The 13,979-nt window shown below is 38.0% G+C and carries 17 protein-coding genes; 7 read left to right on the forward strand and 10 right to left on the reverse strand.

What is annotated here, in order from left to right; genetic code table 11:
• Nucleotides 1-69: 69 nt before the first annotated feature.
• The 4 genes from ACFPZG_RS17735 (at nucleotide 70) to ACFPZG_RS17750 (ending at nucleotide 3,433) form a co-directional block, all read left to right on the forward strand.
• Complete coding sequence (locus ACFPZG_RS17735) at nucleotides 70-816, forward strand: sensor histidine kinase (protein ID WP_283732911.1); 747 nt, start codon at nucleotides 70-72, stop codon at nucleotides 814-816.
• A 17-nt stretch (nucleotides 817-833) separates the two neighbouring features.
• Complete coding sequence (locus ACFPZG_RS17740) at nucleotides 834-1,538, forward strand: response regulator transcription factor (protein ID WP_317940317.1); 705 nt, start codon at nucleotides 834-836, stop codon at nucleotides 1,536-1,538.
• Between the two features lie 16 nt (nucleotides 1,539-1,554).
• Nucleotides 1,555-2,781 (forward strand): hypothetical protein, encoded by a 1,227-nt coding sequence (locus ACFPZG_RS17745; protein ID WP_381428255.1) that lies wholly within the window; start codon nucleotides 1,555-1,557, stop codon nucleotides 2,779-2,781.
• Between the two features lie 199 nt (nucleotides 2,782-2,980).
• Nucleotides 2,981-3,433 (forward strand): hypothetical protein, encoded by a 453-nt coding sequence (locus ACFPZG_RS17750; RefSeq protein ID WP_283732916.1) that lies wholly within the window; start codon nucleotides 2,981-2,983, stop codon nucleotides 3,431-3,433.
• Nucleotides 3,434-3,784: 351 nt separating this feature from the next.
• Here the strand turns inward: ACFPZG_RS17750 and ACFPZG_RS17755 are convergent, their stop codons facing one another.
• The 3 genes from ACFPZG_RS17755 to ACFPZG_RS17765 form a co-directional block, all read right to left on the reverse strand.
• Nucleotides 3,785-4,318, reverse strand: coding sequence for a zinc ribbon domain-containing protein (locus ACFPZG_RS17755; protein ID WP_317940319.1), 534 nt, complete (start codon nucleotides 4,316-4,318; stop codon nucleotides 3,785-3,787).
• A 460-nt stretch (nucleotides 4,319-4,778) separates the two neighbouring features.
• Nucleotides 4,779-5,771 carry a hypothetical protein gene (locus tag ACFPZG_RS17760; RefSeq protein ID WP_317940320.1) on the reverse strand — a complete coding sequence of 331 codons (993 nt, stop codon included), beginning with the start codon at nucleotides 5,769-5,771 and terminating at the stop codon, nucleotides 4,779-4,781.
• A gap of 348 nt (nucleotides 5,772-6,119) precedes the next feature.
• A complete protein-coding gene (locus ACFPZG_RS17765; protein ID WP_381428258.1) occupies nucleotides 6,120-6,581 on the reverse strand; it encodes a sigma factor in 462 nt (153 codons plus the stop codon).
• Nucleotides 6,582-6,849: 268 nt separating this feature from the next.
• Between ACFPZG_RS17765 and ACFPZG_RS17770 the strand changes: the two genes are divergently transcribed.
• The gene (locus tag ACFPZG_RS17770) at nucleotides 6,850-7,371 is read left to right on the forward strand and encodes a competence protein ComK (RefSeq protein ID WP_283732921.1); all 522 of its coding nucleotides are present in this window, start codon (nucleotides 6,850-6,852) and stop codon (nucleotides 7,369-7,371) included.
• Nucleotides 7,372-7,532: 161 nt separating this feature from the next.
• Here the strand turns inward: ACFPZG_RS17770 and ACFPZG_RS17775 are convergent, their stop codons facing one another.
• The 6 genes from ACFPZG_RS17775 to ACFPZG_RS17800 all read right to left on the reverse strand — a co-directional run bounded on the left by ACFPZG_RS17775 (nucleotide 7,533) and on the right by ACFPZG_RS17800 (nucleotide 11,655).
• Nucleotides 7,533-8,459 carry an IS3 family transposase gene (locus ACFPZG_RS17775; protein ID WP_283734701.1) on the reverse strand — a complete coding sequence of 309 codons (927 nt, stop codon included), beginning with the start codon at nucleotides 8,457-8,459 and terminating at the stop codon, nucleotides 7,533-7,535.
• On the reverse strand, nucleotides 8,360-8,929 hold the full coding sequence (locus tag ACFPZG_RS17780; RefSeq protein WP_283732922.1) for a helix-turn-helix domain-containing protein: 570 nt from the start codon (nucleotides 8,927-8,929) through the stop codon (nucleotides 8,360-8,362). Before ACFPZG_RS17780 ends, ACFPZG_RS17775 begins: the two co-directional genes overlap by 100 nt.
• Nucleotides 8,930-9,603: 674 nt before the next feature.
• Entirely contained in the window at nucleotides 9,604-10,167 is a 564-nt protein-coding gene (locus ACFPZG_RS17785) for a GNAT family N-acetyltransferase (RefSeq protein ID WP_283732923.1), read from the reverse strand.
• Nucleotides 10,168-10,352: 185 nt separating this feature from the next.
• On the reverse strand, nucleotides 10,353-10,868 hold the full coding sequence (locus tag ACFPZG_RS17790; protein WP_317940322.1) for a YfbU family protein: 516 nt from the start codon (nucleotides 10,866-10,868) through the stop codon (nucleotides 10,353-10,355).
• A 298-nt stretch (nucleotides 10,869-11,166) separates the two neighbouring features.
• Nucleotides 11,167-11,397 carry a DUF6429 family protein gene (locus ACFPZG_RS17795; protein ID WP_283732925.1) on the reverse strand — a complete coding sequence of 77 codons (231 nt, stop codon included), beginning with the start codon at nucleotides 11,395-11,397 and terminating at the stop codon, nucleotides 11,167-11,169.
• A 66-nt stretch (nucleotides 11,398-11,463) separates the two neighbouring features.
• Entirely contained in the window at nucleotides 11,464-11,655 is a 192-nt protein-coding gene (locus ACFPZG_RS17800; RefSeq protein WP_317940323.1) for a hypothetical protein, read from the reverse strand.
• 70 nt (nucleotides 11,656-11,725) lie between these two features.
• Here ACFPZG_RS17800 and ACFPZG_RS17805 point away from each other — a divergent pair, with 70 nt between their 5' ends.
• The gene (locus ACFPZG_RS17805; protein ID WP_317940324.1) at nucleotides 11,726-12,235 is read left to right on the forward strand and encodes a hypothetical protein; all 510 of its coding nucleotides are present in this window, start codon (nucleotides 11,726-11,728) and stop codon (nucleotides 12,233-12,235) included.
• A gap of 35 nt (nucleotides 12,236-12,270) precedes the next feature.
• On the opposite strand, the gene ACFPZG_RS17810 is transcribed toward ACFPZG_RS17805, so the two are convergent.
• Nucleotides 12,271-12,516 (reverse strand): DUF6429 family protein, encoded by a 246-nt coding sequence (locus tag ACFPZG_RS17810; RefSeq protein WP_283732928.1) that lies wholly within the window; start codon nucleotides 12,514-12,516, stop codon nucleotides 12,271-12,273.
• Nucleotides 12,517-13,197: 681 nt separating this feature from the next.
• Between ACFPZG_RS17810 and ACFPZG_RS17815 the strand changes: the two genes are divergently transcribed.
• Nucleotides 13,198-13,809 (forward strand): hypothetical protein, encoded by a 612-nt coding sequence (locus tag ACFPZG_RS17815; RefSeq protein WP_283732929.1) that lies wholly within the window; start codon nucleotides 13,198-13,200, stop codon nucleotides 13,807-13,809.
• The last annotated feature ends 170 nt before the right edge of the window (nucleotides 13,810-13,979 follow it).

Consider the following 13,979-nt stretch of genomic DNA (forward strand, 5'->3'; position numbering starts at 1 on the left):
TCAAACTATTACTATCTACCCACTATGTTTTTACTATACTTACCTAGCATTTGAAAGGATGAGCAAAAAATGATCATTTCATCCGAAACCTTTTCATTTCTTTCCATTATGTCCGTTTTCGTTACAATGGCGGCATTGCTCCTATTGCTAATGGTCATCTCCTTCGAGAAACAAATCTCGGACCTATCCCATGAAAAAAGGGAAATGGAACTGACAAATTCACTGCAGCAAAGTACTTATATGCAGTTGAATCAGCAAATACACCCTCATTTTCTTTTCAATACGATTTCCTTATTAATCGGTTTAGCCCGCTTAAACCGCCTTGATACGCTCATCAAGTCATTGGAATCACTTTCACTATTATTGAAATTCAAGTATCAGAATAAAGATCCACTCATCCCTTTACATAGCGAAATTGAATATACAAAATCCTATTTACGAATACAAGGTTTACGCTTTTCCAATCGCTTAACGATTGAATGGTCAATTGATGCAAGCACATTGGATTACTTAATACCCCCGTATCTCATTCAAACATTGACAGAGAACGCGTTCAAACATGGATTGGAGAAGAAAGTAGGACAACTTTTGTTACAACTTGAAACCAAAAATGAGAACGACCATTTCTCTATTACGATAACGGATAATGGGTTAGGGTTTGAACATCTCAGTCTCGAAAAAGCTATGGAGAATGGACATGGCTTACTTAACTTGAAACAACGTTTGGACTTGCTTTTTACGAACAGCTTAATGGAATTGGTAAAGGGAAGAAGCGGGGAGACATCTATTCGAATCCAAATTCCGAAGTCTCACTAAGAAAGGAATTGACGGCATTGAATATATTATGCGTGGATGATGAACCGATTGTCATCGAACAATTGGAGTTTATATTAAAACCTGCTTTTCCGTCTTGGAATCTTTTTTTAGCAAATGACAGTATACAAGCAAAGTCCTTTATGAACTCAACCTATTTACATTTGGCGTTTTTAGATATTGAAATGCCGGGTAAATCCGGGTTGGAACTTGCCAAAGATATTATCTCTAAACAACCTCATACGCAAGTGGTCATTTTATCCGCTCACCAAGACTTTTCCTTTGCACAAAAAGCCATTCAAATTGGCGTTAAAGAATATTTAACGAAGCCCATTATCGAATCTGAACTAATAGACGTTGTTTTAAAGTTAACGCCCGACACCTTTTTAAGGAACTACTCCCGTGTTGTGAATGCAGCCATTACGTACATCCAAGAAAATTACAGGAGTCGAATCTCGTTAAATGATATTGCCGAAGGGATCCATGTAAGCCCCTCGTATTTAAGCCGGAAGTTCAGTGATGAGGCTAAGACGTCCATTATGAATTACTTGAATGATTATCGAATTGAAAAGGCGAAATATCTATTGACATCAACAAATGAAAATATCTCTGAAATCGCGGAACAAATCGGATTCAACAGTTTGCATTACTTTTCAACACAGTTTAAAAAGAAGGAACAGATAACCCCAAAACAATTCAGAGAGATGACGCTTTATGCAAACTAGATATTTGTCTTTCGGTATGGGATTGTTAGCGATATCTATTGTATCTAGGTGGGCGTTGGGCAATGCCATTTTTACCGCCCCATCAAGCTTCATTCCCTATGGTATAGTTGGCCCAATTAGTTTCTCGATTGCGGTTGTATTAGCATTTACACTATTAGTTCCTATTATTTTGATTGTCCGCGAAAATCATTTCAACCACTCCTTTAATTATATTTTGGAATTGAAATTGTCTACGAGTGCCCGCAGGCTATTTAACATTGTCTTATTTGTCGGCACACTTGCAAGTTTAGTCATTCTTTCATATTCCGCAGCAATTGTACTTTATGTATTCAATATCCCTTTTCCAATTGGTTGTGGATTCTTCCTATTAGCCGGTTTTTCAAGCCACTTTCTTATCCGATTGGGCTACACAGAAAAAATTGATACGATTAAGGTTGGCTTGTTGTTTCTTACCATTATTATGCTGTTAGTTAACGGATACTTTATTAAAGGAACAGAATCAGTTTATCAAGGCGTTCGCCTTTATCATCCATATATCATTTATATGGGTAAAAGTATGTTACCAACATTAATCGTCTCTTTTATGCTTGCCATTTTGGGTCATCTACTCTCGGATCGAAAAACATGGGATATTCTTTTATTCAGTGATAAAAAAAAGTTAAAAATCGGGCTATTCACTAGCGGAATTATTTTAAGTACGATTCCGCTTTCCTTTACAATGATTACACTATCTGCCATTCAAAACAGAAAGTTCGACACAACCATTACGATGTTCACAGGAATATTTACCAACTACGATAATGAAGTCATTCGTATTATGTTGACTTTGATATTTTTATTCCTATTTTTACTATCCCTCTCAAGTCAAGTAACGACACTTTTCAAGATTGCATCTGATCTTCAGGCAAAGGCAACGTACATAAAGGAAGCCATCGCGATTTTAGTCATTATCGGAGTCCCGTTTACGTTGCATTTAACCCAAATTACTCTATTGGAGTTATTTTTCGTCTTCGGAACCTTTTTTGCAGCGGTTGCGCCCGTAATACTATTGGTCTTTTTATCGAAAATAAAAATTGGAGTGCCTCCATTTATCATTGCCGGTTGCATGGCGGTATTCGGGTGGATTCTTATGGGCCTTGGACACGCGCCACTGCATATTTTAGTTTGTTTTGTTGGTACGGTGATTGTCGTGGGGGGATGGTATTTGGTTGGATGGAGAAAGAGGGGCTGCCTAAAAAGTTAAAAACGGCACCAGGTTTTGGAACAGTTCCGAATTCAATGAGAACATGGTATCCTAAATCCATGGAAGAACAAAACGAGACAGATAAATACCGATTACAACAATCTGAGTTTGTAGAGATTTCAAAAGGGCACTGAGTGGCAATGCCTGTAAAATCGTTTTTGAGAGGCGCACCAATTACATTAACACTGGAGGGTTCACGATGGGCATTAATAAAGTTACATTAATGGAAGCGTATATGATTGAAACAATCCGAAGCAATGGCATTTCAAATCAGGAATTGTTGACCCAACTTGAGAAAGAGAATAAAAGTGCTTGGGAATCCATCAATAAGAATTATAATTATGATGATTTAATCGCACTTTACAATCAAGATAAAAGTGCATTCAAATCTATTCTTACGGATGGATATAAAGTTAAATTCATTACCATAAGAGGGCTACAATCCCTTTTGGAAATGAAATTCAAAAAAATAGCTGAAGAAGATTATACTTTGACAGACAAGGGCATGGAACAGTTAAAAGTTACAAAAACAGAATTAACAACGCTGAATCAGATTCTCTCAAAAAACTGGACCATTGAAGAATCACCTACAGATTTAGGAAATGATCAACTAAAAGAAATTAGCATACAACTTGCATACTCACTCGCCTAAAGTGATGTGTTGAATGGAAAAGCAGTTTCCTGTCGTTTTTAAAGGTGCCTGTGTAGGAAAGAAAAAAGGTTCTAAAACAATTCCGAATTCAATGAGAGCCTGGTACCCCAAAAACTAACCCAACCCTTAATTTTTAAATTAAAGGTTGGGTTTTTTAGATGATGATTATTGATAAGAATGATTTTTTAAACCAAGAATATCCCTTGCTTCATCAAAGGTATTCATCCATTTCTTCTTTTCCGCAAAAGATATTGTCGGTTGTTGCCCATGATTATATGGTAATCGCCCTCGCATGCCAATTTCTATTCATTTTTTTATCCATGTTCAACTTGTGACTAACTTTACCTAAATTTAATTTAATCGTTCGATACCAGTAATTTTCCACTTTCCCTCTATTTTGGATAAAGTGTATTTGGTTTTTTTTACTCCACCATTTTCGTAAGTAGCATGTGTAAGAACTGTTGCCTTGTTCCCATCTCTCTCTTCGGAAATAATTGTAAATGAATCAATCTCATATCTAATTTCATTTCGTGTATAGTATCTTGCATTTCTTAGTGTAACTTCAATCGAACTAATATCTGCATCAACACTCAAGTACTTCATTGCTTCCCCAGTATTTGATACACGCGCATACTTCATGTATTTTCCAACTGCATTAGATGGCGTATTATTTAAATAAAAAGCTATAATAAAAACACCAAACACAATAAGCAAAACATAAAGTAATTTGCGCTTTTCTTGTTTCAATAATCTGGACTTTGTTTTCGGCTTAGTTTTTGAATCATTAATGTCTGTTATTACTTTAATTGGTTTACCACAATTACCACAAAAATTCGAGTTAGCAATTACTTCTTCTCCGCAATTAGTGCAATAGGTTGTTATCATAATAGTCTCCCAAACTCATATTAATTAGTTTAATAATAGGTACTATCTTCACATACATCCCCTTCCATGACCAGACAATTTATGACAACGACTCAGTACGATTTTTAACTGCTTATGTACGAATTATTAGTATCGGTGCTTGTGCATGCCAATTTAACACCAGTATTTATAAAATAAACCAACCGCTGTGGTGCGAGAGGTCGGTGCTAATTACTTGCCCTTACTCGATTTACAAATACTGAAACTCACCGACTATCCATCCGTTAACAGTATTTAAAAGGATGATTTTCTATTTGAACCTCATAATCAGATCCTTCAAAGCTAATCAGGGTTGTCTGGTAATAAACCCATCATCAACTATAGAATAGACGGGTAACCCCCCCGGATTCTTCATAAATTGGAAAAGGTACCAGGTTCTAAAACAATTCCGAATTCAATGAGAACCTGGTACTTGACACTATTATTTATCGTTCCATAGAATATCCACGTAGGCGCCGTCCACTTCCGGAACGGTAATTCGCTCTCCTAATATGGATCCGTATGTTCTCAATCCTTTAACTGTTCCCCATAAAAAAATGATATCATCTTCGAGTATTCTTTTATCTTTTTCGGTCATCGTGTAATTTACTAAAATAGTATCATCCCAAATACCATATCCTACATCCGTTACGTTTAATAGAAGGGTAAGTTTTTTTCCATCCTCTAAATTTTGCATAACCTTGGCATGTAACAACACTTTTGTTCCTATAAAAGAGTCAGGATCTCTTGCCAATTCGATATAATCTATTTCTACAGCCGATGTTTTAAATTTCTCTTCGGCTAAAGCAGCGTTTTCTGCAGCTTCTTTCTTCGCTTGAGCTTCTTTTTCTGCTTTTTCTACTGCTGCTTTTTTAGCTTGGGCTTCTTTTTCGGCCTTTTCATTTGCTTTCGCATTTTCTGCAGCTTCTTTTTCTTCTCGCTTCGCCTTTTCTTTGGCCTCTTTCTTAGCCTTTTCTTCTGCTTCCTTCCTAACTTTGGATTCAGCCTTCTCCTTTTCTGTTACTGCTTCTTCAGCCTTTTCTTTTGCTTTCGCGTTTTCTGCGGCTTCTTTTTCTTCTTGCTTCGCCTTTTCTTTGGCTTCTTTCTTAGCCTTTTCCTTGGCTTCTTTTTCCGCTTTCTCTTCAGCCTCTTTCTTAGCTTTCTCTTCCTTCTTGGCTTTTTGTTCTGCCTGAGCAGCTGCCACCTCACTTGGTGTTGGGTCAGGAAGCGAAGCTCCATAGGTACCTAAGGAGACCATGAATACAATGAAAAATACAAAAGACGATACCCCATAGTAAAGGAAGACCTTTCCTCGAGTTTTCTTTTCTTGACTGCCCCAATACAAAACCAACTTCGGTTTAACAAGTCCTACTATATTCATAACGAATGACACACACCATAGTAGGAAAAATATGAAAAATAATGCCAATGCCATATGCCGTTCCCCTATCTTCCAATAATTATAAAGTCTACCAGTTAAATTCTAATACTTTATCAGATAATAAGCTACAAAGTTATACAAACTAAAATATTTAAATTTCTTCATAACTTCTTTTATGTAATTAACTAATAGAAACACTATACATCTTGAAAAATAAGGATAGGTCCAACATATAAAATGAGCCACGCGATTTCCAATTATCAGGGAAGATAAAAGGATAATCGACATGGCTCAAAACAATCGTATAAAATATTAAAAAGTGGTTGAAGGACGATCACAAAGAGGTATTGCATCTAATCCGGGAATGTCAAGAAACGCTGTCCGGAAACACCTAAATTTAAACTACTTAATAGTTATCGTGAAACTTGTTTTTTTATCATCCTCAATAATATCCCGATATATCAAACCACTATATTCAATTTCAACACCTGTTCTTTCCCTACTCATTATCAACAGCCATTGCAACAATTTCCTATCATCTTCAGTTAACGATTCAACCGCATATCGAAGACGTTCACTTCCCCTTTTGTCTCCTGCGTCATCTACCTCGATTAATTTTGTCAAAATCTCATCCTCAATTGGCATGAAACGCTGCTCAAAGCGGTTTGCCCTCTTCATTTCATCCATCATCGCACCACGGATGTACCGATAAGCGAACGGTGCGAAATCCCCTTTTTCATATTCAAATCGTTCCCACGCAAGCCAGAGAGCCACCCTACCTGTTTGCCGGAATTGCTCATAATCGCGATAAATATTCAATTGACGCATACATGCAAAAATCATTGTTTCATACTTAACTAACACGTCTTCAAAATTCAACACTTGGTTGACCTTTCCGATCGTGCACGATTCAGTTTATTCCCGGGTAATTTCATCATAGAGGGAACGAACTATAGACACCAATGCGCATTTATGACGTTTGGCTTACTATACATGGCATATGAGTAGGAGAAAGATGACCTTTTGTAGTCAATTTTTAAAACAAATATGTTTTTTCGTTATTTTTAGACTATTATTTTAAGAAACAATGATATAAAATAGAATGTGAAGTGATTATAAAGGAGGATATTGCATGAAGGACGAAATTTCTCTATTCATTAGTCGAACTTTAGCTTTGAAATCTGTTCATTCAGGAAAGTACTTTTCCAAAATTATTACAATGGACGGAATCTACTTTTCAACACTAAAACCTATCGATTTACTGAACAAAGCATGCCTACGTCATCACTCATCAAAAGCCGGGCGAAAGGAGGCAGCCAAGGAACTTCTAAAGTACCGTCAGAAAACGCCATTTCTTATCTCTGATGAAGTGGGTGTGTTTCCAACGAATGGTTCAAAAAATCCCGATTGCATCTGGATTTTCAGTCACTTCTTCGATGCAAAACGACTGGACAGTAAGAACACATTACTTACCTTTAACAATGAAATTACCATTAACGTACCGGTATCTCTTTACACAGTCACTAAACAGAAAACGCGTCTACATACGCTACTCAGCCATGTTCAATATTCCAAAAACCAATACATATCCGAACAGTCTTTGTTCGGCGTGAAGGAAGAACACACAAAATATGATACCGAATCCACCGATTAAACATTACATCATGATTTGAGGAGATTACAAAAGTAGTTAAACACAGATCATATGAGACCCCAATTCTTTCTTCTCCGACAACAAAAATACCCAACATCAAGTAATTACAGATATAAAAAAGGCATTACAGTGATGTGACCCCTAAAAGTTAGAGTTTTATATTACGCAGCTAATTGGCTGGTGTGAAGACGGTATTGAACCGGACTCATACCAGCCAGTTTCTGTTTGATCCGTTTGTTGTTGTAATACTGAATGTAAGCCTCGATATCACGTTTAAGTTCCTCGTATGTGCGCAGTGGTTCGCCATAATACATCTCCTGCTTAAGTAATCCAAAGAAATTTTCCATTGGGGCGTTATCCAGACAGTTTCCCTTCCGAGACATGCTCTGGAACACTTTATGTGTTTTTAAGGTCGCAACCCATTTTCCGTGCTGATAGTGCCAGCCTTGATCTGAATGGATGGTAGTCCGATATTTTGCGTTCTTTACGATTTCAAGGGCTTCCTCCAAAGGTTTCATCACAAAGTCGAGCGTCGGACGCATACCGATGCCAAACGAAAGAATCTCCCCATTATACATATCCATCATTGGACTAAGATAGAGTTTTAGGCCATCTGAACACTTGAATTCTGTAATATCCGTAGTCAGCTTCTGATACGGGATTGTAGTCTTGAAACGGCGGTGAATACGGTTTTTCGCCACTTTGCCGATATTTCCCTTGTACGAACTGTAGCGACGAGATTTTCTGGTGAACTTACTGCCTTTTAATCCTAACTTTCGCATAATGCGCTGCACCTTTTTATGATTGACTATGATACCACGATTCTTCAATTCAAGTTGAATCCTGCGATATCCATAGTTTTCATTGTTCTTATCAAAAATGGTTTGAATCGTTTCCTCCAACTCTTCGTTGGGATTCTCCCGTTTCATTTGTTTTACATGATAGTGATAAGATGACTCAGGAATTCCGACAATTAGAAGCACATCCTTCAGTGTGAATTCTTCTTTGAGTTCGAATGATAACGCTGCTTGTGCTTTTCGAGATAGCCGTCCGGATCCATCTGAAAAGCTCGCAACTTTTTTAGGTATTCCACCTCCAAACGGAGGAGTTCATTTTCCCGTTCTAGTTTCTGTTCACGCGTCATTTCATTCTCTTGTGTTGGCTTCTGGTTCTTCTTAACATTCTTCGCTTTATCAGACATGACCGGCCGTCCTTTCGGATTGTCCAGGGCTTCCGCACCGCCATTGAGGAATTTCTTCTTCCAAACAGCGACCATCGGAGTGTTCGTCAATCCGAAGTGAAGAGCGGTATCTGCCAGTGAAGCGCCTGTCCTTTTCATAAAGTTTAATACATCCAACTTGAATTGAACAGAATAAATCGCGTCCCTTTTCTTACGAACCAATCCCTCCATACCAAACTTCTTATATGCGTTTACCCAATCCCTAACCTGTCTATTTGACTTTACACCATGTTTTTTCGCCAATCTCTCATATCCAATTGTTCCTTCGAGATATTCCCGCACCACCATCGCCTTAAAATCATCTGTATATTTAACCATAATAAAACACCCCGAAAGTTAGATTTTTGACTCTAACTTTTGGGGTGCACTTCACAGTCCACGTATGTCTGTAATGCCTTTTTACGTTATAATTCTCCAATAAATCAACTTTCTAATAACAAATTTCCTCACACTGTAACGGTCAAGTAGAATTGATCAATTTTCCACAATTAGCTTGACCACCCTTTAGGTAAATAGGGTCTGTCTATATTTCATACGATGACTTGGATCGGACAGTATTAGATTACTTCGCTTCGATGGAGATGCCTGTCTAAAATGGCAGTAGTAAACATATATGGATTTGGTACTCGAAATTCTTGAGCGCAAGACCATTTTCTTGAGCGTGGATAACGTGTTCTTGAGCGCGGATAAGTGTACCAAGTTCCCAAACACTCCGAATTCAATGAGAACTCTGGTACTCATAGGTATATGGGGGTGCAAAATTGAGATTTAAGATGATTGAGGAAGCTACAGGGAGATCAAATGCAACGGTGAGCCGGCAATCAGGACACTGGTAAAACTTAAATTCAAAAGTTTTATTATTTCCATCCTATAAACAGTGGAATTGAAGCTAATATCTATGTCGTTTTGCCGGTTCGTACCTACTGAATATTGATAGTGAATGGTCCCAGGTTCAAGGAGAACCTCGAATTCATTGAGTGCATAAGACCCAATCAGATATGTTTCACCATATGATGGAATGGTTCGCCGATGATTGTCCAGGGAGAAACAATTTCGTAGCCAAGTCGTTTGTAAAGCCGGATTGCTGGATCTTTTTGTGTTTCGACATTTAAGGCTAATCGGGTGTAACCTTGCTGCTTCGCAAGTTCTTCTACGAAAATGAATAATTGAGTTCCGATTCCTTTGCCACGAAAAGTTGGAGAGATACAAACGGTGTCGATATACAATTCCCCCGGTAATGATTCTGCATCGATTTCAGGATTTAGGGCACCTTTTTCCATCAGCCAATTCGTCAAATTACGATCAAGGACAGGAGCATCATCACCTGGATACAAGACGATAATGCCCACCATGTCTGCGTTAATCTCCGCAATATATGTATACAGATAGGAGTGCCGGTTGTCATTTCGCATGAATAGCTCACGTAATCTATCTGTAACCATTTCTACCTCAGTTGCCCCTGTTAGCCGATTGGCGATGTCACCAATTGCATCGACAATTAGCGGGACGACTTTATCCGCATCTGTCGGTAAGGCGGGTCTAATTTGGATACTCAATTTCAAAATCTCCTTTTGGTCATTTGTCCTTTTACTATATCAAAAAAACAACCCAATGTTTTACGCATTGGGTCGTTTCTTAAATACCGATGCTGCTATAACGTTTCTATAAAACGGTTCTAAGGCAATTCCGAACTCAGTGAGAGCCTGGTACCCGAAATCATATCCCAATGGCAAGATTCATTTTATCGTTCTTCCACAATACGGATTATTTCATCACGATTTAATTCTTGTTTTCTGTTTACTGTAGTCCAGGCGGACAGCATGCGTCTATAGGAATCCAACATTGGTATGAAGCTATTGAAAAAAGCCCACTCCTCGCCATATTTTAATTCTTCGAATCTGTTCAAATCCATAATGAAATAATGAGTGTAAGATAATCTTTTACTTTCTTCCTCATCATTCTCACTGAAACCATTAAATTTTATTGATTCCATAGTTATTCCACTTTTATCCTCTAACTTTTCAAATGAGTAGGTTAGTGCGCGGTACATGCTAAGTATGTCCAATACTTCCCGGCACTCATCTTCGGTCAATTCAACTGGGCTTAAACTTTCAAATGCACCGTTATAATGAAGGCTATACCCTTCCTCTAAAGCTTTTCGATTTAATTCGTAGTTCTTTTTCTCTTTTGGATAAAGCCCCTCTAAAATTTTAAATTGATTCGACAGCATTAATCTTTCAAATTTCGTCAATTTCATCATTTTCACTCCCTATCTGATATACTTCGCCAAAAAAGGTGAAAATCCTCCTGCATACTATGGTGCAAATGACTAACCCGGATTAGAACTTAAACTCCATCCTCATTATCAATAGCCCACTATCTGGTGCATCTTTTGTTTCCGAATACCCCATAAACGTAAGTGTTCCTCTGATATTTGTTCCCTTTAGGGTTACGTTGTGAAAGGTACCAGGTTCTGGAGCAATTCCGAATTCAATGAGAACATGGTACCCGAAATTCCGGGAAGTAAAATTACTGCAAAATCGATCGTGGTTATTCTATAAATTATATTTCTTCATCAACGCTTCAGCCTCTTTTATTCCTGCATCCGTCAAATAGACGGATTTGGAGCGCTTGCTTCTACGTAACCAATCTTCCTCGGACAATGCATCCATCGCGTAAAAAGGATAGCCTTTCCAGCTCCTTCTCAACCCATCCGGATATTCATCCTCTTCCCATGATGTCAAATAAAGCAGCAATAATGTCAATTCCTTAATCTTTTTCTCCATAAAATTAGCCCCTTTCAGTAATCCCTTGGTAAAAAAATGGTACCAGGGTCCAGAACAATTCGGAGTTCAATGAGAATCTGGTACCCGACAATCTGCTGATTCAAAAAGAGTAGCTGTTTCATCGAAGCCACGGGTTACCCGTCCTTCTAAAACATCCAACTTTCTATTTACTTCTGAAAGTTGCTTTTTCACATCTGCAAAACCCTTTTCCATGTTATTTTTCATCATTGTTAAGAAATCCATCAGTTCTTTGTCCATCCGAATCACCCCTATTAGGGTAAGTATAAATTTTTTTAAAAAGAAAGAAAGAAGCACTGGATTTAAGCTGATGTTTTTTAAAGTAACAGGTTCCGGAACGATTCCGAATTCAATAAAAAAAGGTGCCAGGTTCTGGAACAATTCCGAATTCAATGAGAACCTGGTACCCGAAATTATTTCCATGGTATCTTTTACAAAACGCAGCACATTTAAAGTCGACTTAGATTATCGTAAAATCGCATCTAACGAAATTATTGTTTATGACATCGAGTTATCAGAGTTTATCCATCGGAAAGTCTCGGTGTTGAAAATTCATCATAAAGAACCTCTGCTCTCTGAAAGTGACATTTTAACAATTTTCAACGCCTTTTCAAAAGGAAATATTACTGATCCAAAAGCGAGAGAGGATCATAACCGTCTATTAATTACACATGTTTCAGAAAAAAAGACTATCACAAGCTCTACTTGTTTAGTTTGTAATAAACCTGTTTCAGATAAGGTTAAAGCGTATTGTTTATCAAACGATAGATTCAAAGGGAAGATCTATTGTTATGACCATCAGAAGATAGTTCAGAAATAAAAAAAACGGTACCAGGTTCTAAATCAATTCCGAATTCAATGAGAACCTGGTATCAAATTATATTTCTTCATCAACGCTTCAGCCTCTTTTATTCCTGTATCCGTCAAATAGACGGATTTGGAGCGCTTGCTTCCTCGTAACCAATCTTCCTCGGACAATGCATCCAACGCGTCAAAAGGATAGCCTTTCCAGCTCCTTCTCATCCCATCGGGAAATTCATCCTCTTCCCATGATGTCAAATAAAGCAGCAATAATGTCAATTCCTTGATTTGTTTATCCATAAAAATAGCCCCTTTCAGTAATCTCTTGGCGGGTGGTTAGACATATGAGGGAGGCCGAGTGAACTGTACCATACCAGGTTCTGGAACAATTTAGAATTCAATGAGAACCTGGTACTTGAAATTATGTCGGGTCCATTTAAAAAAGAGGCAGCAATGAGGCTGAATTATAAAAGGTACCAGGTTCCGGAACAATTCCGAGTCCAATGAGAACCTGGTACCCTAAATGATGTTCGAATTTTTTCATCGAGTCGTAAGGCTAACTTTTTTTCTCAAGAGAGACGGATGTTTTTGTATCATGGCAGGTAGTCGTCGAGTAGAGTCGGACCCTGCTGGAAGTTCAGGTTTGGAAGTTCCTCCAACAGTTTCTGTAGTTAGGCATAAAAATCAATACCGTGGATTTTATCCGTTTCGGAGGTCTTCAAAATGAAATAGTATTGCGGCAAATATGATAAGTATAAAATCCGTGACAATAACAATAACTTGGAGACTTATTGGACGTCCCCTCTACTACTTTATAAACTTTTTCAATGCCCTTAGTAAGGCGTCTTTTTTTCTTCGTGCAGTTGACCCATACTTGCGAGGTGTATTTTATCAATAGACTTTCAATTGACTGCGACTTAAAGATGATTGCCCTTTAATGCTTACCGTCCTTGAATAAACTGAAAAAAAGGAGGTGTAAAAATGTGTAGCAATAATCATATAAATTGCGGTTGTTTAAAATTTAATAAAAAAGGCACACTTGGGCCTTTTGAAGCGATTGACGTAGAAAATATTCCCGCACCAACAGTTAACACAGGTTCATTACCCATGATCCCATTCGCTTCCGGCGTTACAGGGGTTTTTTTAACAACAACCGCTGCAGGAGTGAGTGGCGAGTTATATGAGATAGGATTTGGTAACTCGAATTTTACATTGGCCCTTCCAGACGGTGATATTCCCTCAAATCTAATAACAGAAGCTTTTTCTGTAACACGAGCAGGTAGTATTACAGCGATTTCTGCAGCCTTCACTACAGTGTCAATTTTCGTGCCGCTTGCAGGAACAGTTACAGTTAGAGCACAAGTTTACCGTGCAGCTAAAGGTAGTAATGTATTCACCCCAACAAACGCATTTGTTGATATAGTCCCAATAGCTATGGGAACTATTGCTAGAGCACTTAAGATCGTTACTCCACCAGTACTAGTGGAAGCTGGTGATCTATTAGTAATGGTGTTCTCGGCTAGCGCAACAGGAGCTGGTGATTTAACCAATAGTTTTTTTGGTAGTGCAAGTGCGGGTATCACTTTAGAATAGTTATTCGATACGAATTCAATGCTAATGATCTTTTGTCAAGAATGTGTTCACAGTGAACGGTACCCACTGGTGTTGCGTGGAATACAAAGACTTCCATTTATTACTTTTTTTACCATATTGGTCTTCGAACTAAAATTAAAAAAGGGAACAGGAGCCTAAGCTAAACCAGT

It is taken from the genome of Sporosarcina thermotolerans, assembly GCF_042658975.1.
Taxonomy (GTDB): Bacteria; Bacillota; Bacilli; order Bacillales_A; family Planococcaceae; genus Sporosarcina; species Sporosarcina thermotolerans.

Excerpts from the sequence above, each read along its gene's own strand:
- ACFPZG_RS17810 (WP_283732928.1), bottom strand. The coding sequence starts at position 12,516 with ATGGATAAACAAATCAAGGAATTGACATTATTGCTGCTTTATTTGACA.
- ACFPZG_RS17735 (WP_283732911.1), top strand. The coding sequence starts at position 70 with ATGATCATTTCATCCGAAACCTTTTCATTTCTTTCCATTATGTCCGTT.
- ACFPZG_RS17795 (WP_283732925.1), bottom strand. The coding sequence starts at position 11,397 with ATGGAGAAAAAGATTAAGGAATTGACATTATTGCTGCTTTATTTGACA.
- ACFPZG_RS17805 (WP_317940324.1), top strand. The coding sequence starts at position 11,726 with ATGTTTTTTAAAGTAACAGGTTCCGGAACGATTCCGAATTCAATAAAA.
- ACFPZG_RS17760 (WP_317940320.1), bottom strand. The coding sequence starts at position 5,771 with ATGGCATTGGCATTATTTTTCATATTTTTCCTACTATGGTGTGTGTCA.
- ACFPZG_RS17745 (WP_381428255.1), top strand. The coding sequence starts at position 1,555 with ATGGGATTGTTAGCGATATCTATTGTATCTAGGTGGGCGTTGGGCAAT.
- ACFPZG_RS17750 (WP_283732916.1), top strand. The coding sequence starts at position 2,981 with ATGGGCATTAATAAAGTTACATTAATGGAAGCGTATATGATTGAAACA.
- ACFPZG_RS17815 (WP_283732929.1), top strand. The coding sequence starts at position 13,198 with ATGTGTAGCAATAATCATATAAATTGCGGTTGTTTAAAATTTAATAAA.
- ACFPZG_RS17770 (WP_283732921.1), top strand. The coding sequence starts at position 6,850 with ATGAAGGACGAAATTTCTCTATTCATTAGTCGAACTTTAGCTTTGAAA.
- ACFPZG_RS17790 (WP_317940322.1), bottom strand. The coding sequence starts at position 10,868 with ATGAAATTGACGAAATTTGAAAGATTAATGCTGTCGAATCAATTTAAA.
- ACFPZG_RS17800 (WP_317940323.1), bottom strand. The coding sequence starts at position 11,655 with ATGGACAAAGAACTGATGGATTTCTTAACAATGATGAAAAATAACATG.
- ACFPZG_RS17780 (WP_283732922.1), bottom strand. The coding sequence starts at position 8,929 with ATGGTTAAATATACAGATGATTTTAAGGCGATGGTGGTGCGGGAATAT.
- ACFPZG_RS17755 (WP_317940319.1), bottom strand. The coding sequence starts at position 4,318 with ATGATAACAACCTATTGCACTAATTGCGGAGAAGAAGTAATTGCTAAC.